Annotated in this window: 32 protein-coding genes; 31 read left to right on the plus strand and 1 reads right to left on the minus strand. The window is 37.9% G+C overall.

What is annotated here, in order from left to right; all coding sequences use genetic code 11:
• Positions 1 to 24 precede the first annotated feature (24 nt).
• The 23 genes from rplE (at position 25) to KTJ72_RS03410 (ending at position 13,281) form a co-directional block, all read left to right on the plus strand.
• Positions 25 to 567, plus strand: a complete 543-nt coding sequence (gene rplE, locus KTJ72_RS03300) for a 50S ribosomal protein L5 (protein ID WP_034534416.1) — start codon at positions 25 to 27, stop codon at positions 565 to 567.
• A gap of 18 nt (positions 568 to 585) precedes the next feature.
• Positions 586 to 771, plus strand: coding sequence for a type Z 30S ribosomal protein S14 (locus KTJ72_RS03305; RefSeq protein ID WP_034531514.1), 186 nt, complete (start codon positions 586 to 588; stop codon positions 769 to 771).
• A 33-nt stretch (positions 772 to 804) separates the two neighbouring features.
• On the plus strand, positions 805 to 1,203 hold the full coding sequence (gene rpsH / locus KTJ72_RS03310; RefSeq protein ID WP_034531516.1) for a 30S ribosomal protein S8: 399 nt from the start codon (positions 805 to 807) through the stop codon (positions 1,201 to 1,203).
• Positions 1,204 to 1,234: 31 nt separating this feature from the next.
• Positions 1,235 to 1,774 (plus strand): 50S ribosomal protein L6, encoded by a 540-nt coding sequence (gene rplF / locus KTJ72_RS03315; RefSeq protein WP_217304136.1) that lies wholly within the window; start codon positions 1,235 to 1,237, stop codon positions 1,772 to 1,774.
• Positions 1,775 to 1,828: 54 nt separating this feature from the next.
• Positions 1,829 to 2,185 (plus strand): 50S ribosomal protein L18, encoded by a 357-nt coding sequence (gene rplR, locus KTJ72_RS03320; RefSeq protein WP_080695536.1) that lies wholly within the window; start codon positions 1,829 to 1,831, stop codon positions 2,183 to 2,185.
• A 20-nt stretch (positions 2,186 to 2,205) separates the two neighbouring features.
• Complete coding sequence (gene rpsE / locus KTJ72_RS03325; RefSeq protein ID WP_034531520.1) at positions 2,206 to 2,709, plus strand: 30S ribosomal protein S5; 504 nt, start codon at positions 2,206 to 2,208, stop codon at positions 2,707 to 2,709.
• Between the two features lie 14 nt (positions 2,710 to 2,723).
• Positions 2,724 to 2,906 carry a 50S ribosomal protein L30 gene (gene rpmD, locus KTJ72_RS03330; RefSeq protein ID WP_034531522.1) on the plus strand — a complete coding sequence of 61 codons (183 nt, stop codon included), beginning with the start codon at positions 2,724 to 2,726 and terminating at the stop codon, positions 2,904 to 2,906.
• 25 nt (positions 2,907 to 2,931) lie between these two features.
• Positions 2,932 to 3,363, plus strand: coding sequence for a 50S ribosomal protein L15 (gene rplO / locus KTJ72_RS03335; protein ID WP_057198196.1), 432 nt, complete (start codon positions 2,932 to 2,934; stop codon positions 3,361 to 3,363).
• Positions 3,364 to 4,680, plus strand: a complete 1,317-nt coding sequence (gene secY / locus KTJ72_RS03340) for a preprotein translocase subunit SecY (RefSeq protein WP_034531525.1) — start codon at positions 3,364 to 3,366, stop codon at positions 4,678 to 4,680.
• A gap of 30 nt (positions 4,681 to 4,710) precedes the next feature.
• Positions 4,711 to 5,364 (plus strand): adenylate kinase, encoded by a 654-nt coding sequence (locus KTJ72_RS03345; RefSeq protein ID WP_283249200.1) that lies wholly within the window; start codon positions 4,711 to 4,713, stop codon positions 5,362 to 5,364.
• Positions 5,365 to 5,520: 156 nt separating this feature from the next.
• Positions 5,521 to 5,739, plus strand: coding sequence for a translation initiation factor IF-1 (gene infA, locus KTJ72_RS03350; protein WP_034531529.1), 219 nt, complete (start codon positions 5,521 to 5,523; stop codon positions 5,737 to 5,739).
• Between the two features lie 33 nt (positions 5,740 to 5,772).
• Positions 5,773 to 5,889: a 50S ribosomal protein L36 gene (rpmJ, locus tag KTJ72_RS03355; RefSeq protein ID WP_034531530.1), complete on the plus strand. Its 117-nt coding sequence runs from the start codon at positions 5,773 to 5,775 to the stop codon at positions 5,887 to 5,889.
• A gap of 27 nt (positions 5,890 to 5,916) precedes the next feature.
• Positions 5,917 to 6,282 (plus strand): 30S ribosomal protein S13, encoded by a 366-nt coding sequence (gene rpsM / locus KTJ72_RS03360; RefSeq protein WP_034531532.1) that lies wholly within the window; start codon positions 5,917 to 5,919, stop codon positions 6,280 to 6,282.
• A 23-nt stretch (positions 6,283 to 6,305) separates the two neighbouring features.
• Positions 6,306 to 6,695 carry a 30S ribosomal protein S11 gene (gene rpsK / locus KTJ72_RS03365; RefSeq protein WP_034531534.1) on the plus strand — a complete coding sequence of 130 codons (390 nt, stop codon included), beginning with the start codon at positions 6,306 to 6,308 and terminating at the stop codon, positions 6,693 to 6,695.
• Between the two features lie 73 nt (positions 6,696 to 6,768).
• Positions 6,769 to 7,719 (plus strand): DNA-directed RNA polymerase subunit alpha, encoded by a 951-nt coding sequence (locus KTJ72_RS03370; protein WP_034531535.1) that lies wholly within the window; start codon positions 6,769 to 6,771, stop codon positions 7,717 to 7,719.
• 21 nt (positions 7,720 to 7,740) lie between these two features.
• Positions 7,741 to 8,124, plus strand: coding sequence for a 50S ribosomal protein L17 (gene rplQ, locus KTJ72_RS03375; protein WP_034531537.1), 384 nt, complete (start codon positions 7,741 to 7,743; stop codon positions 8,122 to 8,124).
• Positions 8,125 to 8,300: 176 nt separating this feature from the next.
• Positions 8,301 to 9,128 (plus strand): energy-coupling factor transporter ATPase, encoded by an 828-nt coding sequence (locus KTJ72_RS03380; RefSeq protein ID WP_217304164.1) that lies wholly within the window; start codon positions 8,301 to 8,303, stop codon positions 9,126 to 9,128.
• Complete coding sequence (locus KTJ72_RS03385; protein ID WP_057198192.1) at positions 9,098 to 9,973, plus strand: energy-coupling factor transporter ATPase; 876 nt, start codon at positions 9,098 to 9,100, stop codon at positions 9,971 to 9,973. The genes KTJ72_RS03380 and KTJ72_RS03385 overlap by 31 nt, the downstream gene beginning before the upstream one ends.
• Positions 9,966 to 10,760, plus strand: a complete 795-nt coding sequence (locus KTJ72_RS03390) for an energy-coupling factor transporter transmembrane component T family protein (protein WP_057198190.1) — start codon at positions 9,966 to 9,968, stop codon at positions 10,758 to 10,760. The genes KTJ72_RS03385 and KTJ72_RS03390 overlap by 8 nt, the downstream gene beginning before the upstream one ends.
• 9 nt (positions 10,761 to 10,769) lie before the next feature.
• The gene (gene truA, locus KTJ72_RS03395; RefSeq protein WP_057198187.1) at positions 10,770 to 11,570 is read left to right on the plus strand and encodes a tRNA pseudouridine(38-40) synthase TruA; all 801 of its coding nucleotides are present in this window, start codon (positions 10,770 to 10,772) and stop codon (positions 11,568 to 11,570) included.
• Between the two features lie 121 nt (positions 11,571 to 11,691).
• Positions 11,692 to 12,135: a 50S ribosomal protein L13 gene (gene rplM, locus KTJ72_RS03400; protein ID WP_034531544.1), complete on the plus strand. Its 444-nt coding sequence runs from the start codon at positions 11,692 to 11,694 to the stop codon at positions 12,133 to 12,135.
• A 13-nt stretch (positions 12,136 to 12,148) separates the two neighbouring features.
• The gene (gene rpsI / locus KTJ72_RS03405; protein ID WP_034531546.1) at positions 12,149 to 12,541 is read left to right on the plus strand and encodes a 30S ribosomal protein S9; all 393 of its coding nucleotides are present in this window, start codon (positions 12,149 to 12,151) and stop codon (positions 12,539 to 12,541) included.
• A gap of 140 nt (positions 12,542 to 12,681) precedes the next feature.
• Positions 12,682 to 13,281 (plus strand): ECF transporter S component, encoded by a 600-nt coding sequence (locus KTJ72_RS03410; RefSeq protein ID WP_057198185.1) that lies wholly within the window; start codon positions 12,682 to 12,684, stop codon positions 13,279 to 13,281.
• A 19-nt stretch (positions 13,282 to 13,300) separates the two neighbouring features.
• On the opposite strand, the gene KTJ72_RS03415 is transcribed toward KTJ72_RS03410, so the two are convergent.
• Positions 13,301 to 13,579: a hypothetical protein gene (locus KTJ72_RS03415; protein WP_081034738.1), complete on the minus strand. Its 279-nt coding sequence runs from the start codon at positions 13,577 to 13,579 to the stop codon at positions 13,301 to 13,303.
• A gap of 241 nt (positions 13,580 to 13,820) precedes the next feature.
• On the opposite strand from KTJ72_RS03415, the gene KTJ72_RS03420 reads away from it, so the two are divergent.
• From KTJ72_RS03420 to gatB, 8 genes are all read left to right on the plus strand, one after another.
• Positions 13,821 to 14,387 (plus strand): glycoside hydrolase family 73 protein, encoded by a 567-nt coding sequence (locus tag KTJ72_RS03420; protein WP_080695538.1) that lies wholly within the window; start codon positions 13,821 to 13,823, stop codon positions 14,385 to 14,387.
• Positions 14,368 to 14,943: a xanthine phosphoribosyltransferase gene (locus KTJ72_RS03425; protein WP_217304137.1), complete on the plus strand. Its 576-nt coding sequence runs from the start codon at positions 14,368 to 14,370 to the stop codon at positions 14,941 to 14,943. Before KTJ72_RS03420 ends, KTJ72_RS03425 begins: the two co-directional genes overlap by 20 nt.
• Positions 14,944 to 15,049: 106 nt before the next feature.
• Positions 15,050 to 17,311: a DNA helicase PcrA gene (pcrA, locus tag KTJ72_RS03430; protein ID WP_217304138.1), complete on the plus strand. Its 2,262-nt coding sequence runs from the start codon at positions 15,050 to 15,052 to the stop codon at positions 17,309 to 17,311.
• Positions 17,312 to 17,322: 11 nt separating this feature from the next.
• Positions 17,323 to 19,341, plus strand: a complete 2,019-nt coding sequence (gene ligA / locus KTJ72_RS03435; RefSeq protein ID WP_217304139.1) for an NAD-dependent DNA ligase LigA — start codon at positions 17,323 to 17,325, stop codon at positions 19,339 to 19,341.
• An 18-nt stretch (positions 19,342 to 19,359) separates the two neighbouring features.
• Positions 19,360 to 20,460 (plus strand): CamS family sex pheromone protein, encoded by a 1,101-nt coding sequence (locus KTJ72_RS03440; RefSeq protein WP_094750959.1) that lies wholly within the window; start codon positions 19,360 to 19,362, stop codon positions 20,458 to 20,460.
• Positions 20,461 to 20,522: 62 nt separating this feature from the next.
• Complete coding sequence (gene gatC, locus KTJ72_RS03445) at positions 20,523 to 20,828, plus strand: Asp-tRNA(Asn)/Glu-tRNA(Gln) amidotransferase subunit GatC (protein ID WP_034531556.1); 306 nt, start codon at positions 20,523 to 20,525, stop codon at positions 20,826 to 20,828.
• Between the two features lie 5 nt (positions 20,829 to 20,833).
• Positions 20,834 to 22,294: an Asp-tRNA(Asn)/Glu-tRNA(Gln) amidotransferase subunit GatA gene (gene gatA, locus KTJ72_RS03450; RefSeq protein WP_034534434.1), complete on the plus strand. Its 1,461-nt coding sequence runs from the start codon at positions 20,834 to 20,836 to the stop codon at positions 22,292 to 22,294.
• The gene (gene gatB, locus KTJ72_RS03455) at positions 22,294 to 23,715 is read left to right on the plus strand and encodes an Asp-tRNA(Asn)/Glu-tRNA(Gln) amidotransferase subunit GatB (RefSeq protein ID WP_034531560.1); all 1,422 of its coding nucleotides are present in this window, start codon (positions 22,294 to 22,296) and stop codon (positions 23,713 to 23,715) included. The genes gatA and gatB overlap by 1 nt, the downstream gene beginning before the upstream one ends.
• Positions 23,716 to 23,734 lie beyond the last annotated feature (19 nt).

Genomic DNA, 23,734 nt, shown 5'->3' on the forward strand with positions numbered 1-23,734 from the left:
TAATTGAAAGGAGGATACCTTTCCATGTCAAACCGTTTACAAGAAAAGTACAAAAATGAAATTACAAAAGCATTAGTTGAAAAGTTTAACTACTCTTCAGTTATGCAAGCTCCAAAAATTGAAAAGATCGTTCTAAACATGGGTGTTGGTGACGCTGTTACTAACGCTAAGAACTTAGACGAAGCTGTTTCAGAATTAACTCTAATTTCTGGTCAAAAACCTCTAGTAACTAAGGCTAAGAAATCAATCGCCGGCTTCCGTTTACGTGAAGGTATGTCAATTGGTGCCAAAGTTACTCTACGTGGTGAACGTATGTATGACTTCTTAGACAAGTTAGTTAACGTTTCATTACCACGTGTTCGTGATTTCCATGGTGTTAACAACCGTTCATTCGACGGTCGTGGTAACTACACTCTAGGTATTCGTGAACAATTAATTTTCCCAGAAATTAACTACGATAACGTTAACCGTGTACGTGGATTAGACATCGTTATTGTTACAACTGCTAACACTGACGAAGAATCCAAAGAATTGTTAACTCAATTCGGTATGCCATTTGCAAAATAATAGGAGGGTATAAATAATATGGCTAGAAAAGCATTAGTTGTAAAAAGTGAACGTCCTGCTAAATTCTCAACAAGAAATTACACTCGTTGCGAACGCTGTGGTAGACCTCATTCAGTTTACAAGAAGTTTCATTTATGCCGTCTATGCATCAGAGATCTTGCGCACAAAGGCCAAATCCCTGGTATGAAGAAGGCAAGTTGGTAAAATTAACTATAATTAGATAGGAGGTCTACGTTAATGTCCATGACAGATCCAATCGCTGACTTATTAACTAGAATTCGTAACGCCAACATGGCTCGTCACGATTCAGTTGAAGTTCCAGCTTCAAAAATCAAAAACAACATTGCTGAAATCTTAAAACGTGAAGGTTTCGTTCGCGATGTTGAATACGTTGAAGACGACAAACAAGGCGTTATCCGCGTATTCCTAAAATATGGTAAGAACAATGAACGTGTTATCACTGGTTTGAAGCGTATTTCAAAACCAGGTCTACGTTCATACGTAAAATCTGATTCAATTCCTAAGGTATTAAATGGTTTAGGTATTGCAATTATCTCAACTTCTGAAGGTGTTATCACTGATAAAGAAGCTCGTGCTAAAAAAATTGGTGGAGAAGTATTAGCTTACATTTGGTAATACTTTTTGCTTGAATTGGAGGTGTAATGAAATGAGTCGTATTGGTTACAGAAAGATTGTTTTACCTGAAGGTGTTGAATTATCAACTGAAGGTAACAACGTAACTGTTAAAGGTGCTAAGGGTTCACTAACTCGTGAATTCTCACCAATTATCAAGATGAACGTTAATGATAACGTTGTAACTTTTGAACCAGCAGTTAGATACGATAACAAGACCCGTGCAATGCACGGTACTATGCGTGCTAACTTAAACAACATGGTTGAAGGTGTATCAAATGGTTTTACTATGACACTTAAGCTAGTCGGTGTTGGTTACCGTGCTCAAGCTAAAGGTTCTGTCCTAGAATTAAACGTTGGTTACTCCAACCCTGTTGAAATGGAAATCAATGATGATCTTAAGGTTGAAACTCCAGACAGTTTAACTATTACTGTCAGCGGTATCAACAAAGAACACGTTGGTGACTTTGCAGCTCGTGTTCGTGCTGTTCGTTCACCTGAACCTTACAAGGGTAAAGGTATTCGTTACGAAAACGAAGTTGTTCGTCGTAAGGAAGGTAAGACAGGTAAGTAATGAGTTAAATCTCATTGCTTAACTATTTTAATTAATATTTAAGAGGTGACTATTTTGATTAATAAACCAGATAAAAACAAGACACGTCAACGTCGTCACTTGCGTGTCCGTAACAAAATCTCTGGTACTGCTGTGTGCCCACGTTTGAACGTTTACCGTTCTAACAAAAACATCTACGCTCAAGTTATTGATGACGTAGCGGGTGTTACGCTTGCTAGTGCCTCAACTCTAGACAAAGAAGTTAACGGTTCAAACAAGACTGAACAAGCATCATCTGTTGGTGCTTTAGTTGCCAAACGTGCCGTTGAAAAAAATGTTAAAAATGTTGTTTTCGACCGTGGTGGTTACTTATACCATGGACGTGTACAAGCTCTTGCTGAAGCTGCACGTGAAAACGGACTAGAATTTTAATAAAAGGAGGAATAACCGCAATGGCTGAATTTATTGATCCAAATAAATTAGAACTTGAAGATACTGTCGTATCAATCAACCGTATTACTAAGGTTGTTAAAGGTGGACGTCGTCTACGTTTTGCTGCTTTAGTTGTTGTTGGTGATAGAAATGGTCACGTCGGATTCGGTACTGGTAAAGCTCAAGAAGTTCCAGATGCTATCCGTAAGGCTGTTGAAGATGGTCGTAAGAACTTAATTAGTGTTCCTAAGGTTGGTACTACTATTCCTCATGAAATTATCGGTACTTATGGTGGTGGTAAGATCATGTTAAAACCTGCTGAAGAAGGTTCTGGTGTTGCCGCTGGTGGTGCCGTTCGTTCAGTTATGGAATTAGCTGGTATTGACGATGTTACAAGTAAGCGTTTAGGTTCAGATACTCCAATCAATGCTATTCGTGCTACTTTTGAAGGACTAAAAGCATTGAAGAGTGCAGAAAAAGTTGCTACTTTACGTGGCGTTTCTGCTCAACATTTAGCAGAATAAGGAGGGGTTAGAAGATGGCTCAATTAAAGATTACTTTAACTCACAGTGCAGAACACCGTCTCCCCAAACAACGTAAAATTGTTAAGGCGCTAGGTTTAGGTCGTATTAACAGTACTGTTGTTAAACCTGACAACGAAGCAACTCGTGGAGCATTGTTCCATATCGCACACTTAGTTAAAGTTGAACAAGTTAAGTAATAAATAACAAGGAGGTGCACTTCAAATGAAATTACATGAATTAAAAGCTGCCGAAGGTTCACGTTCATCAAGACAACGTCTAGGTCGTGGATTAGGAAGTAAAGGTAAGACTTCTGGTCGTGGACAAAAGGGTCAAAAGGCTCGTAGTAAGACACGTGTTGGATTCGAAGGGGGCCAAATGCCTTTCTACCGTAGAATTCCTAAGCGTGGTTTCACTAACATTAACCGTAAGGAATACGCTATCGTTAACTTATCTACTTTAGATCAATTTGACGACGGTGTTGAAGTTACACCAGAAACTTTAATGGAAGCTGGTATCGTTAAGAGTGCCAAGGATGGAATTAAGATTCTAGGTAACGGTGAACTTAACAAGAAGCTAACTGTTAAGGCTAACAAATTTTCTGATGCTGCTAAGGCAGCCATCGAAAATGCTGGCGGTAAGATCGAGGTGATCTAGATGCTATCAGCCTTGAAAAACGCTTTTAAGGTAAAAGATATTAGAAATAAAATCATGTTTACTTTGGGAGTATTGATTGTTTTTAGATTAGGTGCTTATATTACAGTTCCTGGTATAAATGCTAAAGCACTCCAAAGCGTTGCTTCATCTGGCTTGGTTAGCATTTTAAACACCTTTAGTGGTGGTGGATTAACTAACTATTCACTATTTGCTATGGGTGTTTCACCATATATTACTGCGCAAATCATCGTTCAACTATTACAAATGGACATCGTTCCTCGTTTTGTTGAATGGAGCAAACAAGGTGACGTGGGTAGACGTAAGTTGAACCAAGTTACCAGAATACTTACAGTATTTCTTGCTTTCGTGCAGTCTATTGGAATTACAGCCGGATTTAACACTTTAAGCAGTTTGAACCTTGTTCAAAATCCTGGTCCTGCTACTTATTTGAGTATCGGTTTAATTTTAACCGGTGGTTCAATGTTAACAACTTGGATGGGTGACATGATTACTGATCGTGGTATCGGTCAAGGTGTTTCAATGATCATCTTCGCCGGTATTATCGCAAGAATTCCTACAGGAGTTCAACAATTATATAAGGAATACATCGTTGGAGATACTTCTTCACAACTATGGCCTTCTATCTTATTCTTAGCTGCGCTATTCGTTGTAATTCTAATAATTGTTACTTTTGTTACCTGGTTCCAACAAGCTGAACGTAGGATTCCAATTCAATATACTAGAAGAGAAACAGGCGCGGGTGACAATAGTTACCTACCTTTAAAGGTTAACGTTGCCGGTGTTATCCCTGTTATCTTCGCCAGTTCGTTTATCTCAACACCACAAGCGATCTTGCTTTTCTTTGCAGGTAAACATTCTGGTGATGGTTGGTACCAAGTATTGAGTAACGTATTTAATATGCAAACTCTTTCAGGTGCTACCTTATACACTGTATTAATTGTTGTCTTTACATTCTTTTACGCTTTTGTTCAAGTTAACCCTGAAAAACTTTCAGAAAACTTGCAAAAACAAGGAAGCTATATTCCAGGTGTTTGGCCAGGAAATGGAACTCAAACTTACGTATCAAAAGTCTTAATGAGACTTAGCGTAGTTGGAGCCCTATTCCTAGGAATTGTTGCTTTAATTCCTTTAATTGCACAAAACGTTTGGAGCTTAGACGAATCCATCGGTTTAGGTGGTACTAGTTTACTAATTGTTGTTGGTGTTGCCATCGAAACAATTAGACAAATTCGTGGTTTAATGATGAAACAAGAATATGTTGGATTCATTCAATCACCTCGTCCAAATGATTTATAAAAGTGTGAATGGAGGTAATTAAATATGTCAATGAACTTAATCTTAATGGGGCTTCCTGGAGCTGGTAAAGGTACACAAGCTGAATCCATTATTGAAAATTATGGTATTCCACATATCTCTACTGGAGATATCTTTCGTGCCGCTATAAAAGACCAAACTGAAATGGGATTAAAGGCAAAACAATATATTGACAAAGGGAACTTGGTTCCTGATGATGTAACATGTGGAATTGTTAAAGATCGTCTTGCACAAGATGATACTAAAAAAGGATATATGTTAGACGGTTTTCCTAGAACTATCGAACAAGCAAATGCTTTACAAGAAATTTGTAAAGAGCTTGATCGTCCATTGGATGCTGTTATAAATATTGACGTTGACCCTAAAGTTCTTGTTGATCGACTTTCTGGTAGATTTATTTGTAAGAACTGTGGTGCCACTTACCACAAGCTATACAAAATGCCAAAAGTTGAAGATACTTGTGATATTTGTGGTGGCCATGAATTTTATCAACGTAGTGATGACAAGCCTGAAACAGTTAAGAATCGTTTAGATGTAAACATCAAGATGAATACACCATTAATTGATTTTTACAAAAAACGTGATTTATTATTCACTGTTGATGGTGGTCAAGATATTGATGATGTTACTAAAGACATTGACAAAATACTTAAGCAATTCAAGTAATTGCTTCTGCGGCTAGCATTTGTTGCTGGAAGTATGTTTGTGTGATAAACTAACCCATGTGTATTTGCGATTAGCTACATGGCGGTCTTTGTCGATAATATCTTGGCATTTGGCTACCTTTATGTAGTAATCGTATTTTTCGAGGAGGAAAATTCTTTGTCTAAAGATAATGTTATTGAAATTGAAGGTAAGGTTAGCGAAACCTTACCAAATGCTATGTTTCGTGTTGAACTAGAAAATGGTCACGAAATTTTAGCTCACGTTTCCGGTAAAATCAGAATGCATTACATTCGTATTTTACCTGGTGATCGTGTCACAGTTGAAATGTCACCATATGATTTAAGCAAGGGACGTATTACTTACCGTTATAAGTAAGGATACTGTCTTGAAGTATAGGAGGGTTATATAATGAAGGTTCGTCCATCAGTAAAACCAATGTGTGAAAATTGTAAAGTAATTAAGAGAAAAGGCCGTGTTATGGTCATTTGCTCAAATCCAAAACATAAACAAAGACAAGGTAAGTAATTTTATATAAACAGGAGGTGTGTTTGAATGGCTCGTATCGCCGGAATTGATTTACCACGTGATAAGCGTATCGTTATTGGTCTAACTAGCATCTTTGGAATCGGTCAAAGCAGAGCTGCTGAAATCCTTTCAAAGGCTGGCGTTTCAGAAGATGTTCGTGTTCGTGATCTAACTCCAGACCAAGAAGATAAAATCCGTGAAGTTGTTGACAATTACAAAATTGAAGGTGACTTACGTCGTGAAGTAAGAATGAATATCAAGAAGCTTCAAGAAATTGGTTCTTACCGTGGAATGCGTCACCGTCGTGGTTTACCTGTTAGAGGTCAACACACAAAGAACAACGCCCGTACTCGTAAGGGTAAAAAAGTAACTATTGCTGGTAAGAAAAAATAATAAATAAAGGAGGTTAGTAAATCATGGTTCAAAAGAAAGGTTCTCGTAAGCGTAGAGTAAAGAAGAACATCGAATCTGGTGTTGCTCACATTCACTCTACTTTTAATAACACATTAGTTATGATTACCGACATGCAAGGTAATGCAATTGCTTGGTCATCTGCTGGTGCTTTAGGATTCCGTGGAAGTCGTAAATCAACTCCATTTGCTGCCCAAATGGCTTCAGAAGCCGCTGCTAAGACAGCTATGGAACATGGTATGAAGACTGTTGAAGTTGCTGTTAAAGGTCCTGGTTCAGGTCGTGAATCAGCTATCCGTGCACTTCAATCAACTGGTTTAGAAGTTGCTGCTATTCGTGATGTTACTCCAGTTCCACATAATGGATCTCGTCCTCCAAAGCGTCGTAGAGTTTAATTTATTCTCATCTCTGTATGATGGACTAATTAATATTTAACTCAGAGCGTTTTGAAAGGGGTAGAAGATAAGAATGATTGAATTTGAAAAACCTAATATTCATAAGATTGATGAAACTGATAATTATGGAGAAGTTGTTGTTGAACCACTAGAACGTGGATACGGAACAACTCTTGGAAACTCGTTGCGTAGAATTTTACTTTCATCTTTACCTGGTGCAGCCGTAACTAGCATTCAAATTGATGATGTTTTACATGAATTTTCTACAGTACCTGGTGTTGTAGAAGACGTAACTCAAATTATTTTAAATGTTAAGAAGATTTCATTGAAGTTGGATGCCGAAGATGGCGAAGACAAAGAAATGGAAATCAATGTTACAGGTCCAGCTCAAGTAACTGCTGGAGACATTCAGGCTGATGGTGATGTAACTGTCTTAAATCCAGACTTACACATCGCTACAGTTGCTGAAGGTTCTACATTCCACATGAGAATGACTGCAAACAAGGGTCGCGGATATGTTTCTGCTGATGAGAATAAGGCTCGTAATGATGGAATGCCAATCGGTGTCTTACCAGTTGATTCCATTTATACCCCAATCGAACGTGTTAATTATCAAGTTGAAAACGCACGTGTTGGTCAAAGATCTGACTTTGATAAGCTAACTCTTGACGTTTGGACTGATGGTTCCATCACTCCTAGTGAAGCAATTAGTTTAGCAGCCAAGATTCTAAACGACCATCTTGCTATGTTTGTTGATCTTACCGATGAAGCCAAGAACACTGAAGTTATGGTTGAAAAGGAAGAAACACACAAAGAAAAGATGCTTGAAATGACAATTGAAGAATTGGACTTATCAGTTCGTTCATACAACTGTTTGAAGCGTGCAGGAATCAACACTGTTCAAGAATTAACCAACAAAAGCGAAGCAGACATGATGAAGGTTCGTAACTTAGGACGTAAGTCACTTGTTGAAGTAAAGAATAAGTTAGAAGCCCTTGGATTGTCATTGCGTAAAGAAGATTAGTATAAAGGAGGATATCCATTTATGAGTTACCGTAAATTACAACGTACTAGTGCACACCGTCGTTCATTACTACGTAACCTAACTACTGACTTGTTAGTAAACGGTGAAATTAAGACCACTGAAGCTCGTGCTAAAGAAGTACGCTCAACTGCTGAAAAGATGATTACTCTTGGTAAGCGTGGAGATCTTCATGCTCGTCGTCAAGCTGCAGCATTCCTACAAAACGTAGTTGCTGACGCTAAAGAAGATGGTGATGACGTAACTGTTACTACTGCATTACAAAAGCTATTTGATGAAATTGCTCCTAAGTATGCAGAACGTAATGGTGGTTACACTCGTATTCTAAAGACTATGCCTCGTCGTGGTGACGGTGCATCAATGGTTATTTTACAATTAGTTGATTAATTAATCGTAAACTTAATTAAATAGTAACAACAAATCACTAGGGCTATTGATATAAAGCGTTATGATGATGGGCAAGCCCCAAGTCTAGCTTGAATGGAGCTTTGCTTCGCATCAATAGCCTATTAGTGATTTTTTTATACATAATTTTAAACGGGGTGAATGAAGTGTCTAGTAAGATTATCAATGTATCAAACCTAAAATTTAAATATACTGATTCAACCAACTTTGCTGTAAATGAATTATCCTTTGATATTAATGAAGGTGAATGGGTATCCATTATCGGAAAAAACGGTAGTGGAAAATCAACACTAATTAGCTTACTAGATGGTTTATTAAAGGCCCAAAGTGGCAGTATCAGAGTTGATGGAATTGAATTAAACGAAGATACTGTTAATGACATAAGGGATAGAATTGGAATTGTTTTCCAAGATCCTAACAACCAATTTGTGGCATCAACAGTTCAAGACGATATCGCATTTGGTTTAGAAAACAGAAACATACCACAAGACAAGATGAAGACTGCCGTCGAAAAGGCATTAACCGACGTTGATATGCTGGACTATTCTGAAAAGGACCCAACCAGATTATCAGGTGGACAAAAGCAACGTGTTGCCATTGCAGGGATTCTAGCCATGAATCCTAAGATTATTATCTTGGATGAAGCCACTAGCATGTTGGATCCAAAAGCAAAGTACTTAATAACAAATTTGATTAATGAGGTTAGAACAAAGTATAATCTAACTGTATTATCGATTTCACACGATATTAACGAAATCGAAAAATCAGATCGTACGATTCTAATTCGTGACGGTAAGATGGTACTAGATACCACTCCACAAAAGCTATTCACTGAATTAGACAATGTCGAGGAATATGGTTTGAAGCTACCATTCTCAGAACAATTACGTTTGAGATTGAAGGAAGAGGGCTTTGATATTTCTGATGACTATTTGAATGACGAGGAGATTGTAGAATGGATAACGCAATATTATTCAAAAATGTAAGCCACGTATATCAAGAAAACACGCCATTAGAATTTCATGCTCTAGAAGATGTCTCATTGAAGATAAAGAGTGGTTCTTTTGTTTCAATTATTGGTAAGACTGGTAGTGGGAAATCGACATTGATTAAACACATTAATGCCTTATTAAAACCAACTAGTGGGAGTGTCACGATTGGCGATAAGGAAATCACAAGTCATACCAATAACAAGCATCTAAAACCACTTCGTCAAAAGATTGGAATGGTCTTCCAGTTTCCAGAACAACAATTGTTTGCGGAAACAGTGGAGGAAGACATTGCATTTGGTCCAAGTAATTTTGGTGTGACCGGAGACGAATTAAACGATACTGTGATGCATGCAGCTGAATTGGTTCATTTAGACCACGACCTATTGAAGAAGTCACCATTTGATTTATCGGGTGGTCAAAAGAGAAGGGTAGCAATCGCTGGAGTCCTAGCAATGAACCCAGAAATTCTTGTGTTGGATGAACCAACCGCTGGTTTAGATTTAGAGGGACAACAATACATTCTCGACTTAATTAGAAGACTTAATCGAGAAGAAAACATGACAATCGTTTTAGTCAGTCACCAAATGGATGACGTCGCTAAGTACTCTGATCGAGTAGTCGTGATGAGTGGCGGTAAGGTTGTAAAAAAATGTTATCCGGACGAACTATTCACTGATGTGGATTTCTTGAACAAGTATGATTTGCAAGTACCTGAGACTGTTAAGATTACCAAGGATTTGGCTGATAAAGGTGTAACACTAGATAAGTTATCTTTAGACGCGGACGAATTAATTAACGGCATCATTAATAAATTAAGGAATGAAGATAAGGATGAATAACTTTATATTTGGAAGATACCTTCCTGGTAACTCACTAATTCATAAAATGAATCCAGCCGCCAAGATGTTAATAGCATTTGCCTATATCATCATGGTTTTCTTTGCCAACAATTTAATTACATACGTCGTGATGGCAACCACTGTTTTGTTATTCGTCTTGTTATCAAAGTGTCCTTTTGGATACTTCATCAAGGGATTAATGCCAATGCTGTGGGTGATTATCTTCACAGTCATGATTCAGGTATTCTTTGGATCAGGTGGCCACGTTTACTTTTCATGGGGAATTGTTAAACTAACAAGTTATGGAATTTTAAACGCAGTCGTATTAACGATTCGTTTTATGCTAATTATTGCGATGTCGACTGTGTTGACACTAACAACATCACCACTTGAAATTTCACAAGGTATTAGTGCGCTATTAAAGCCACTAAAGCGATTTAAATTCCCAGTTGAAACTTTCTCTTTGATGATTTCAATCTCATTGAGATTTGTGCCAACCTTAACGGATGAAACTAAATTAATCATGGATGCACAACGTTCTCGTGGTGTCGACTTCGGTGATGGGGGATTAATCAAACGTGTTAAGGCGTTTGTCCCATTATTGATACCTTTGTTTGTCAGTGCATTCAAGCATGCTGATGATTTAAGTATTGCGATGGAAGCAAGGGGATATCAAACTAACAAGGAACGTTCTCACTTCCATACATTTAAATGGAAACCAAATGATTTTGTATGCATGCTATTAATTTTAGTCATGGCGATAGTTATATTTATATATAGGAGTTAGATAATAGAAATGTCATATCGTTATAAAATCACGATGGCTTATGATGGGACCGATTTTTACGGTTTTCAACGTCAGCCAAAGAAAAGAACCATCGAAGGAATATTAACCAAGATTGTTAATAAGATGGCCAAAAATCCGGAGCCAGCAATTACCGTTTATGGATCCGGTAGAACAGACGCAGGGGTTCATGCATTAGGACAGGTCGCTCATTTTGACTTTCCATACGACCTGCCTGAAGAAAACATGCTAAAGGCATTGAACAGCATGCTACCTTTGGATGTTCAAATTAAAAAGGTAGAAAAAGTTCCAAGTGACTTTCATGCTAGATACGATGTATCAGGGAAGCGATACATGTATCGAATGGATATGGGTGAATTCCGTAATCCATTCAAACGCAGGTATACAGCTCAATGGAGATTCCCGGTTGATATCGACAAGATTAACATTGCGCTAAAAGACCTGATTGGTGAACATGACTTTACTAGTTTTGTTGCCTCAGGTTCATCAGCTAGAACCAATGTCAGAACCATCTACGAAGCAAAATGTCGAATTGATGAAAAAGAAAATGAATTGATATTCGAATTTTACGGTAATGGTTTCCTATATAACATGGTTAGAATCATGGTAGGGGTATTAGTTGAAATTGGTTCTGGTTCAAGGGATGTACATGATATTTTAAGACTATATGAAGTTAAGGATCGTACTGAAGCAAGAAGAACTGTTCCCGCTAGCGGACTGTACTTAAAACATGTATACTATGAGGGAGATGATCCTGCTCATCCTACAAAACTACCTCATCATCAAAGATGATTTTAGGTTGACTTTATAATTAAAAAATTGTAGTATAAAGCATGGTATTGTTTGCCCCACAATAAGCCCCGGAAACTTATATTGGTGTCGAACAAACACAGAAACATGGAGGAAGATTAAAGTGCGTACAACATATATGGCAAAACCAGGTGAAGTAGAACGCAAGTGGTACATCATTGACGCAACTGATATCAGTTTAGGTCGTCTATCAACTGTCGTTGCTTCTATTTTACGAGGAAAAAACAAGCCAACATTTACACCTCATGTAGATACTGGCGATAACGTTATTGTTATTAATGCTTCAAAAGTTGCATTAACAGGTCGTAAAGCTAGCGATAAGCTATACTCCCACCACACAGGTTATTTAGGTGGTCTAAAACAAAAAACTGCTGGTCAAATGTTAAATGATACTCCAGACAAGTTAGTTGAAACATCAGTTAAAGGTATGCTACCAAGTGGTACATTAGCTCACAAGCAATTACTACACTTACACGTATACGCTGATGCTAACCATGCTCACGAAGCACAAAACCCTGAAGTATTAGACATTAATAACCTAATTTAAGGAGGAAACTTAATTGGCTCAAGTACAATATCGCGGCACAGGCCGTCGTAAAGACTCAGTAGCCCGAGTAATTTTAGTACCCGGTACTGGTAAAGTTGTTATGAACAAAAAGGATATTGAAGATTACATTCCATTCCCTAACTTAAGAGCAGTGGTAATGCAACCATTCAATGTTACTGAAACATCAGGTAACTACGATGCTTTAATCAATGTTAACGGTGGTGGTTTCTCAGGACAAGCTGGTGCAGCTCGTCACGGAATCGCTCGTGCATTGCTAGAAGTAGATCCTGACTTCCGTGCTTCATTAAAGAGTGCCGGTTTATTAACTCGTGACGCTCGTATGAAAGAACGTAAGAAACCAGGTCTTAAGAAAGCTCGTAAAGCTGGTCAATTCTCAAAACGTTAAGATACACTTATCTTTCTGTTTTCAAAAGGACTTCCCGTGTGGAAGTTCTTTTTTTATACATAAGTGGACTTATTAATTAAAATAGTGTTTAATATTCAATGTCGTTTTATATGAAAGTAAAAAATCTCAAAGAGGAGATGATGATCATTAGAAATAAGGCATACAAGATGAACATCTTATCCGTGTTTATCGCAATAATTATCATACAAACAAGTATTCCTGGATTGGGAAACATTCCAATTGGGCCACTTAGCGTTACTATTATTCCAATTACAGTTGTACTAGCTGCGATTCTTCTTGGAACCAAAGATGGAGCAATTGTTGGTGGTATTTGGGGATTAATCACCTTTATCCGAGCATTCTGGTGGCCAACTAGTCCGTTAGCAATTTACGTATTTACTAACCCAATAGTTTCTATTCTACCTAGAATCTTGGTTGGATTAGTGGCAGGACTTATTTTTACGCATCTATACAAGCCTAACAAGCCATATCGTATGTACATGGCAATCACTGGATTTGTTAGTTCACTAGTTAACACAGTCGTGTTATTAGGCTTGGTCTATGTATTCTATCGTGGGGATGCATTTAACATTTATCACATTAACGTTGATCAACTACTACCATACTTATTATTTGTAGCTGCAACTAATGGTTTAATTGAAGCAATTCTATCAGCAGCATTGGTACCGGTAATTGGTTCACCATTATTAAGAATACGAAAAAAAAGCACCGATGACTAATGTCATCAGTGCTTTTTTATTATTTTTCTTCGTCTTCAGTGGCTTCACTATCTTTGTTTTTACCCTTGGAGTTGTGAGGTCCTTCTTTAACCATGGTGATATTCTTGTTGTTAATAACAATCTTTCCGTGGTATTTGTCCTCTAATGCAGGATCGGTAGTTTGAAAACCAATCATGTATGAGTTGTTGTATCCTTTTTCAATGATTCCTTGGAATTTCTTCTTTTCTAGCATGAATGATACTTGATCACCAATATCAAAAGGTGATTTGTCATTGCTTGTTAATTTATCTTTTACCAAAAGCATACATCTCCTAACTTATACCTTAAAATTACAGAAAAATGAGTCATTTGTCAATTAAACAATATTTAAGTTAAAATTTGATTTTCTTTTTTTTAGTGAATAGTTTAGAATATTAAATAATATAAGGAGAGATTCTGTGAGTAAAAGAAGATATCGAAAAAGAAGAAAGAAGAAAACATCTAACTTTGGATGTCTTATTTTTATTTTAATCGTTGGAGTGCTGTTATTCGCAGGCGGAATGAAGATATTTGATCGCATTTACACGTATGATTCATATACACAACAGAATGTGTTAAAGAAGCATCGCAAGTTTATCAATGCCTTATTACCGGCCGCAAATGATGTGCAAAGACGTTACAACATCCTAGTTAGTATCAGTCTGGCCCAAGCAATCCTTGAGTCAAACTGGGGAACTAGTCAATTATCTAGTCAATATAATAACTTATACGGTGTTAAAGCGTCTGGAAACCAGCCATCGGTGAATCTTTCTACCCAAGAGTTCGTAAACGGCCAATTTATCACCATCACAGGTCGTTTTAGAGTATATAACAGTTGGTCCGAGTCAGTCGAAAGCCACGCGTTATTGCTCGTAAATGGGACTGATTGGAACCCAAATCAGTATAAGGATGTAATTGATTCAGATAATTACGTTGCTGCTGCTAAGGGGCTACAAGTTGACGGATATGCGACAGATCCAACATATCGCAATAAGATTATTGAAATTATCCGTAAGTACAAGCTATATCAATATGATAAACAAACTACCACTACAGGAGGAACATCAAATGAAACTACTGGAAGATAAGATTAAAGAAGTCGGACGTGTACTACCAGGGGATGTATTAAAAGTTGATGCATTTCTAAACCATCAGGTTGATCCTAAGTTGATGGCTGAAATGGGTAAGGAATTTGCCAGACTATTTAAGGACGACAACATTACTAGAATCGTAACTGTCGAATCTTCTGGAATTGCTCCTGCAGTAATGGCTGGATTGTACATGGATGTACCAGTTGTCTTTGCTAGAAAACACAAAAGTTTAACACTAACAAATGACGTATATACTAGTGAGGTATATTCATACACTAAACAAACCAGCAACCAAATTAGTATCGATAAAAGATTTATTCAACCAAATGACCGTTTACTAATCATTGATGATTTCTTAGCCAATGGCCAAGCCGTTCAAGGATTATTGGATGTAGCTAAGCAAGCTAATGTATCAGTTAATGGAATTGGTATCGTAATTGAAAAGTCATACCAAAAGGGCCACGAGTTGATTGAAAAGACAGGGATTCATCTAGAATCACTTGCGAAAATTAAATCACTAGATAACGACAAAGTCACTTTTGTAGAAGATTAAAAAGCGTCGGCATAATTTGCCGACTTTTTTATTTGGTGCTAAATGAAAATATGCCCAGCTATGATATAATTAAGCTATATATAAATTTGAGAGGATTGTGTTTTTTGTGCCAGTAAACGATTTAATTTCAGGAATGAATGATAAACAAAAAGAAGCAGTATTATGTACCGAAGGTCCTCTATTGATAATGGCCGGTGCAGGTAGTGGTAAGACCCGTGTCTTAACCCATCGCATTGCTTACTTAATCGAAGAAAAAAACGTATTGCCATGGAATATCCTAGCAATTACTTTTACCAATAAAGCAGCTCGTGAAATGAAAGAACGTGTTTCTAACCTACTAGATTACGGTGGAAACGACGTTTGGATTTCTACTTTCCATGCTCTATGTGTCAGAATTTTAAGAAGACACATTGATAAGATTGGTTTTAACCGTGCATTTACCATTGCCGGTAGTAGTGAACAAAGAACCTTGGTAAAGAGAATTCTAAAGGATTTTGATATTGATCCTAAGAAGAATGATCCAAGAGCAATTCTTTCAGCTATTTCAAACGCTAAAAATGATTTATTAGATCCAATTCAATACAGTGAATCAATCGACCACAACAGTCCATTTGAAGAAACTGTATCTAAGGTTTATGACGAATACCAAAAACGTCTTCACGGAAACCAAGCATTGGACTTTGATGATTTAATCATGTTAACCATCCAATTGTTTGAATCCGACAAGGAAACATTGGAATACTACCAAAACAAATTCCAATACATTCACGTCGATGAATACCAAGATACCAATGAAGCTCAATACAAACTAGTTACTATGCTTGCTAAGAAGTACAGAAACATCTGTGTTGTTGGGGATTCTGATCAAAGTATCTACGGTTGGCGTGGTGCCAACATGAACAACATCTTGAACTTCCAAGATGATTACAACGATGCCCACACAACATTACTTGAACAAAACTACCGTTCAACTAAGAACATCTTAAGTGCTGCTAACGACGTTATTCAAAACAACGTTGCTAGAAAGGCCAAAAACCTTTGGACTGAAAACAAAGAAGGGGACAAGGTTTCATACTACCGTGGCCAAAGCGAAATTGATGAAGCACGTTTCGCAGTTACCCAAATTCAAAAGATTATGGATGAAAAGCATTACTCATACAATGATTTTGCTATCCTATACCGTACCAATGCTCAATCACGTATCATTGAAGAAACACTTCTAAAATCAAACATTCCATACAACATTGTTGGTGGACACAAGTTCTACGACCGAAAGGAAATCCAAGACATCTTGGCTTACCTAACATTAGTAGCTAACCCAAGTGATTCAATGAGTTTAGAACGTATCATCAATGAACCTAAACGTGGAATTGGTGCATCAAGTGTTGATAAACTTAGAATTTTCGCCGGTGAAAACGGTTGGTCAATGCTAGAAGCTGCCAAGAACGTTGATTTAAACAACACACTTTCAAGTCGTGCTAGAAATTCAATTGCTGACTTTGCCAACGTGATGACTAAGATTCAAAAGGTTGCCAAAGAAGGTAGCGTAACAGATGTTGCCCAACACGTATTGGATGACACTGGTTACCTAGCAGAACTAAAGAAGACCAACTCACTTGAAAACAAAGCTCGAATTGAGAACATTGAAGAATTTATTTCAGTAACTCAACAATTCGATACCAACAGAAGCGAAGAAGACAACGAAGATGGTAATGAACCACTAACTGACTTCTTAGCAGATCTTGCCTTAGTTTCCGCACAAGACGACGTTGAAGAAAATTCTCCACAAGTTACCCTAATGACACTTCATGCTGCCAAGGGTCTAGAATTCCCAGTTGTATTCTTAATGGGAATGGAAGAAGGAATCTTCCCACTAGGTCGTTCAATGGAAAATGAAAAGGAACTAGAAGAAGAACGTCGTTTAGCATACGTAGGAATTACCCGTGCACAAGAAAAATTATTCTTAACTAACGCGTTCTCAAGAATGTTATATGGTCGTCGTCAAACTAATCCTGAATCTCGTTTTGTAAATGAAATTTCACCAGAATTGATTGAATCAGAAAACAACTTTGCACAAAGCAGTACTGTAAAGACACCATTTGATTCAAACAGAAACCAACGTAATGCGCGTTTTGCGCAACAACGTGCTTACAAGCAACCAGCCAAGAAGGTTCAAAAACCCGAAGAAACTGGTGCTGACAAAAAGGCATGGACCGTTGGTGACAAGGTTGAACACAAGGCCTGGGGAACAGGTACTGTTGTGAAAGTTAACGGTACTGGCGAAGATATGGAACTAGATATTGCCTTCCCAGACAAGGGATTAAAGAGACTATTAGCTGCATTCGCACCAATTCAAAAAGTTCAATAGAGGTGAGCTAATTGACTGATCAAAGTAACGATATTCAAACTGAATACAATAAATTAAAAGACCAACTAAAGACTTGGAGTCGTCAATACTATCAAGAAGATAGTCCAAGCGTAGAAGATCATGTCTACGATATGAGCTACCGCCGACTTCAAGAAATCGAGGCTAGCCATCCTGATTTAATTGATAGTGATTCACCAACCCAAAACGTTGGGGGACAAACTTTACCTGGTTTCAATAAGGTCAATCATGAAATTCCAATGCTTTCTTTAGGGGATGTCTTCTCTGAAGAAGAACTAAAGGACTTCATCGATCGCTTGGATAAGAACTATCCAGAAATCAACGAGTATAACTGTGAATTAAAAATTGATGGTTTAGCAATTTCACTTCGCTATGAAAACGGGATTTTAGTTCAAGGTTCAACTCGTGGAAATGGAACAATTGGTGAAGATATCACCAACAACCTAAAAACGATTGAATCAATTCCACAAAAGTTAACTCGTCCAATCGATATTGAGGTGCGTGGTGAATGCTACATGCCTAAGTCATCTTTTGTGAAACTAAATGAACAACGTGAAAAAGATGGTGAATCAGTTTTTGCCAACCCACGTAACGCGGCAGCCGGAAGTCTAAGACAATTAGATTCAAAGGTTACCGCACATCGTAAACTAAGTACCTTCATGTACAACGTTGCAAATTACGATGACCTAGAAACTAATACCCAAGCTGGATTATTGGAAGAACTTAAGGACTTAGGTTTCACCATTAATCCCACATACCGTGTGATTAAGAACATGGACGATGTCCATGACTACATCGAATATTACACACAACGTCGTGATGAACTAAGCTATGGTATCGATGGAATTGTTATTAAGGAAAACGACTTATCCTTACAAGAACAAATCGGAACCACTGTGAAGGTGCCAAAGTGGGCGATTGCTTACAAGTTCCCACCCGAAGAAGTTGAAACTAAGCTATTAGATATCGAATGGACCGTTGGTAGAACCGGTGTGGTTACACCAACTGCCATCATGAACGAAGTTCAACTAGCCGGTACCAAGGTTTCCAAGGCATCATTGCACAACCCAGACTATTTAGAAGAAAAGGGTGTTCGCATTGGTGACACCGTGAAGTTGCACAAAGCGGGCGATATCATTCCAGAAATTTCTGAATATATCCCAAGCAAACGTCCAGCTGACAGTGTGGAATATGTTATTCCAACCACTTGTCCATCATGTGGTGACAAACTAGTTCACTTGGATGATGAAGTTGCTTTGAGATGCATTAATCCAAAGTGTCCAGCTCAATTGAGTGAACAAATTAATCACTTTGCATCCAGAAATGCGATGAACATTGATGGATTGGGTCCAAGAATTGTCCAACAACTATTTGATCGTCACATGTTAGATGATGCGGCTAGTTTGTATAAACTAACTCAAGAAGAACTTGAAACCCTAGATAAGTTTGGTAGCAAGTCTGCAACTAACTTATTATCTGCAATTGATAATAGCCGTAGTAATTCCGTTGAAAGATTATTATTTGGTTTAGGAATCAGACATGTTGGTGCTAAAGCCGCTAGAATTATCTCTGAACACTTCGGTGACATGGATAAGCTAATGGCAGCCAGTGCTGAAGACATTGCTGAGATTAACGGAATGGGCCAAACAATCGCTGATAGCATTGTGACTTACTTTGAAAATCCGGAAGCACAAAAACTAATTGATGAATTTAAATCAGTTGGTGTTAACATGCAATATCTAGGAGCTACTCAAGCTGATATTGATACTTCTGATTCACCAGTTGCTGGAAAGACAATGGTCTTAACCGGAAAACTTTCAGAATGGACACGTCCAAAGGCTAGTGAATGGTTAGAAAACCATGGAGCTAAAGTTACCGGAAGTGTTTCTAAGAAGACCGATGTTTTAATCGCCGGTGAAGATGCCGGAAGTAAGTTAACAAAGGCCCAAAGCCTCGGCGTAGATGTATGGACCGAACAAGATTTTATTGCTGTAGTTAATGAAACTAAGTGATTTGTGGAGGAAAGCAAATTGAAAAAATTAAACGTTTTATTTGTAGCACTACTAAGTGCATTAGTGTTAGCAGCTTGTGGAAGCAACGATGACAGTAGCAGTTCATCTGGTACTCAAGTTATTTCCCAAACTAATAGCAATTATTATCAAGGTGTAATTAAGAATGGTCACTACTTAACAAGTAAATCCAGAGGGGTTTCTGTTCAACAAAATGACAACCAATTGAACCTAAAAGGGTTTGAAAACGGATTACTAAGTATCTCAAAGGATCAATTCCCAACAGATACATACATCTTACAAGAAGGCCAATACATCGACACTAGTACTGCCGAAGATTGGTTAGGTCGTAAGAGTAAGAACAATCCTGATGGTTTAAACCCAGCAGGTAGTGATACTAAGGAACCACTTTACTTACAACAAATGGACGAACAAGATTTCATGGAACAAAGTCATGGCTCTCTAAAGATTAAGGGAATGACCGTTGGTCTTGGAATTAACTCCGTTTACTACTACCGTAAGGAAGCTTATGGTGCCGTTTACCAAAAGAAATTAAGCGATAGTGATATTGAAAAACAAGGTAAGGAAATTGCTGACAAGGTATTACAACGTTTAAGACAAAAGAAGGACCTAAAGAACATTCCAATCGTAATTGCTTTATACAAACAAGCACCTAACGATAGTCTAGTCGGAGGTAACTTCTACTCATACTCAGTTAATAAGGCCGGATCAACCAGTGTTGATAACTGGAAATCACTAGATATTAAGAACTATGTCCTACCAGATAGTTCAACTAGTGAAGTTAACAGTAATGACGAAGATGCTTTTGAAAACTTCAAGAACCAAGTACAAAAGTTCTTCCCTAACCTAAGTGGTGTTACTGCTCAAGCTCATTACGTTGATGGAAGCTTACGTGGTCTACACGTTAACATTACCACTCAATTCTATGGTCAAAGTGAAATCATTAGTTTCACTCAATACGTCGCTTCTACAGCTAAGAAGTACTTACCAAACAACATTCCAATTGATATCCAAGTTAGTTCTTCAGAAGGAATTCAAAGCTTCTTATCAAGAAAAACTGGATCAAAGAATTTCTATACTCACGTTTTTACCAGTTACTAATGTGAATGTGTTAAAATACTGATAGCAGTATTATCAATATATATAAGAAAGAGGGAACAACGATGTCTGAAAAAATTAGTAAAGAGACAGTAAGTCACGTTGCATCATTGGCTAAGCTAGAATTAACCGATGAACAACTACCATACTTTACTGACCAATTAGGTAGTATCATGGGAATTTTTGATTCCTTAAATGATGTAGATACTAGCAATGTCGAACCAACATTTAGTGTTACAGATCAAATTAACGTTATGAGAGAAGATGTTGCTGATAATTGGGGACAAAGGGATGCATTACTAGATAACGCACCAGATGTTTCCGACGGATTAATTAGAACACCTACAATCATTGATGAAAGCGGGGACTAGTGAAGATGGACTATTTAGGAAAAGATATTTTTAGCATTCACGAAAGCCTAGTTAATGGTGATATTACCGCCGAAGAATTAACAAGACAAACAATTGAAAATGCTAAGAAGAACGATGAAGATATTAACGCTTTCGTCGTTTTCGATGAAGAAAATGCAATTAAGCAAGCCCAAGAAATTGATAAGGCCGGAATTGACCCAGATAACGTATTATCAGGTATTCCAGTTGCTATGAAAGATAACATGTTAACCAAGGGTGTATTAACATCTGCAGGTTCAAAGATGCTATCAAACTTCAAACCAATCATTGATGGTACAGCCGTTGCTAAGATGAAAGAAGCAGGCACTATCAACATTGGTAAGACCAACATGGATGAATTCGCCATGGGTGGTTCAACTGAAACTTCATTCCATGGTAAGACTAAGAACCCATGGAACTTAGACAAGGTACCTGGTGGATCATCAGGTGGTGCCGCTGCTGCAGTTGCTGCAGGGGATGTCTTAGTATCACTAGGTTCAGATACCGGTGGTTCAATCAGACAACCAGCATCATTTAACGGTATCGTTGGTATGAAACCAACATACGGTCGTGTATCTAGATGGGGATTAATTGCATTCGCATCAAGTTTAGACCAAATCGGTCCATTGACTAGAACTGTTAAGGATAACGCCGTAGTTCTAAATGCCATTGCTGGTAAAGATGAACATGATATGACAAGTTCAAACAAGGAAGTTCCTGACTTTACTGCAAACATCGATAAAGGTGTTAAGGGTATGAAGATTGCTTTACCTAAGGAATACTTAGGTGAAGGTGTCGACAAGGATGTTCAAGACGCTATTTTAGCCGCTGCTGACAAGTACCGTGAATTAGGTGCAACTGTTGAAGAAGTATCTCTTCCAAACAGTAAGTACGGTGTAGCAGCTTACTACATCATTGCTCCTTCAGAAGCATCATCAAACTTACAACGTTTCGATGGAATTCGTTACGGTTACAGAGCAGAAGATGCTAAGAACCTAGAAGAATTATACGTTAAGAGTCGTTCACAAGGTTTTGGAGATGAAGTTAAGCGTCGTATCATGGTTGGTACTTACTCATTATCAGCTGGTTTCTTTGATGCTTACTTCAAGAAGGCCGCTGAAGTTCGTACTTTAATCATTGACGACTTCAAGAAGGTTTTCCAAGATTACGATGTGATCTTAACTCCAACAGCTCCTACTCCAGCATACAGCTTGAAGGATGAAAAAGACCCAATCACTATGTACATGAATGATATTCTAACCATTCCTGTTAACATGGCAGGTCTTCCAGGAATGTCAGTTCCTGCAGGTTTCTCAGACGGACTACCAATTGGTATGCAATTAATCGGTAAGCCATTTGATGAATCAACTTTATACCAAGCTGCTTACGCTTTCGAACAAAACACTGATTTCCATAAGCAAGATCCAAAGATGGGGGGAGCACAATAATGAACTTTGAAACTACAATTGGACTAGAAGTCCACGTTGAATTAAAGACTAACTCTAAGATTTTCAGTCCATCTCCCGTACAATACGGGGTTGACCCTAACTTAAACACCAACGTAATTGATTGGGGATACCCAGGGGTATTACCATCAACCAACAAAGGTGTTGTTAAATCAGGTATTATGGCTGCTTTAGCACTACATGCTGAAGTTGAAAAACACCCTCACTTTGATCGTAAAAACTACTTCTATCCAGATAATCCAAAGGCTTACCAAATCACACAAAAGGATACTCCTGATGCCCATGATGGTTGGATTGAAATCGAAGTAGACGGTAAGAAGAAGAAAATCGGTATCGAAGAAATGCACATTGAAGAAGATGCCGGTAAGAATACCCACGGAAACAAGTTCTCTTACGTTGACTTGAACCGTCAAGGTACTCCACTTATCGAAATTGTTTCAAAACCAGACATCGCTTCACCTGATGAAGCATATGCTTACCTTGAAGCTTTACGTGAAAGAATCCTATTTACAGGAATTTCTGACGTTAAGATGGAAGAAGGTTCAATGCGTGTGGACGTTAACGTTTCAATCCGCCCATACGGTCAAAAAGAATTCGGTACTAAGGTCGAATTAAAGAACTTGAACTCATTTAACTACGTAAGAAAAGGTCTTGCATACGAAGAAAAACGTCAACAACGTGTAATCATGGCTGGTGGCGAAATTCAACAAGAAACTAGACGTTTCGATGAAACAACTGGTAAGACTGTCCTAATGCGTGTTAAGGAAGGTGCGGATGATTACAGATACTTCCCAGAACCTGACCTACCAGCACTAGACATCACAGATGCATGGATCAACGAAATTAACGATTCAATGCCTGAAATGCCAGCTAGTCGTCGTCAACGTTACGTTAACGACTTTGGTTTGAAGGACTACGATGCAATGGTTCTTACTCAAACTAAGGAAATGGCTGACTTCTTCGATGCCATGATTAAATTAGGTGCAGATCCTAAGATGGCATCTAACTACCTACAAGTTAACGTTAACGCTTACTTGAATGATGAACAAAAAGACTTATCTGAAACTGAAATTACACCAGAAAACTTAGCTACAATGATTAAGCTAATTGAAGACGGTACTATTTCATCTAAGATGGCTAAGAAAGTCTTCAAGGGTATTACTGAAGGTAAAGAACCTAAGAAGTTCGTTGAAGACAATGGAATGGTTCAATTATCAGATCCAGCACAATTACAACCAATTATTGATGAAGTGCTATCAAACAACCCACAATCTGTGGAAGACTTCCATAATGGTAAAGACCGTGCTATTGGTTTCTTAGTTGGTCAAATTATGAAACAAACTCGTGGTAAAGCTAACCCACAAGTTGTTAACAAGTTATTAATGGCATCCATTAATAAATAAAGTTTAGGAGAATTTGGAA

The sequence above is a fragment of the Apilactobacillus waqarii genome (assembly GCF_019061205.1).
In the GTDB taxonomy this organism is placed as follows: Bacteria; Bacillota; Bacilli; order Lactobacillales; family Lactobacillaceae; genus Apilactobacillus; species Apilactobacillus waqarii.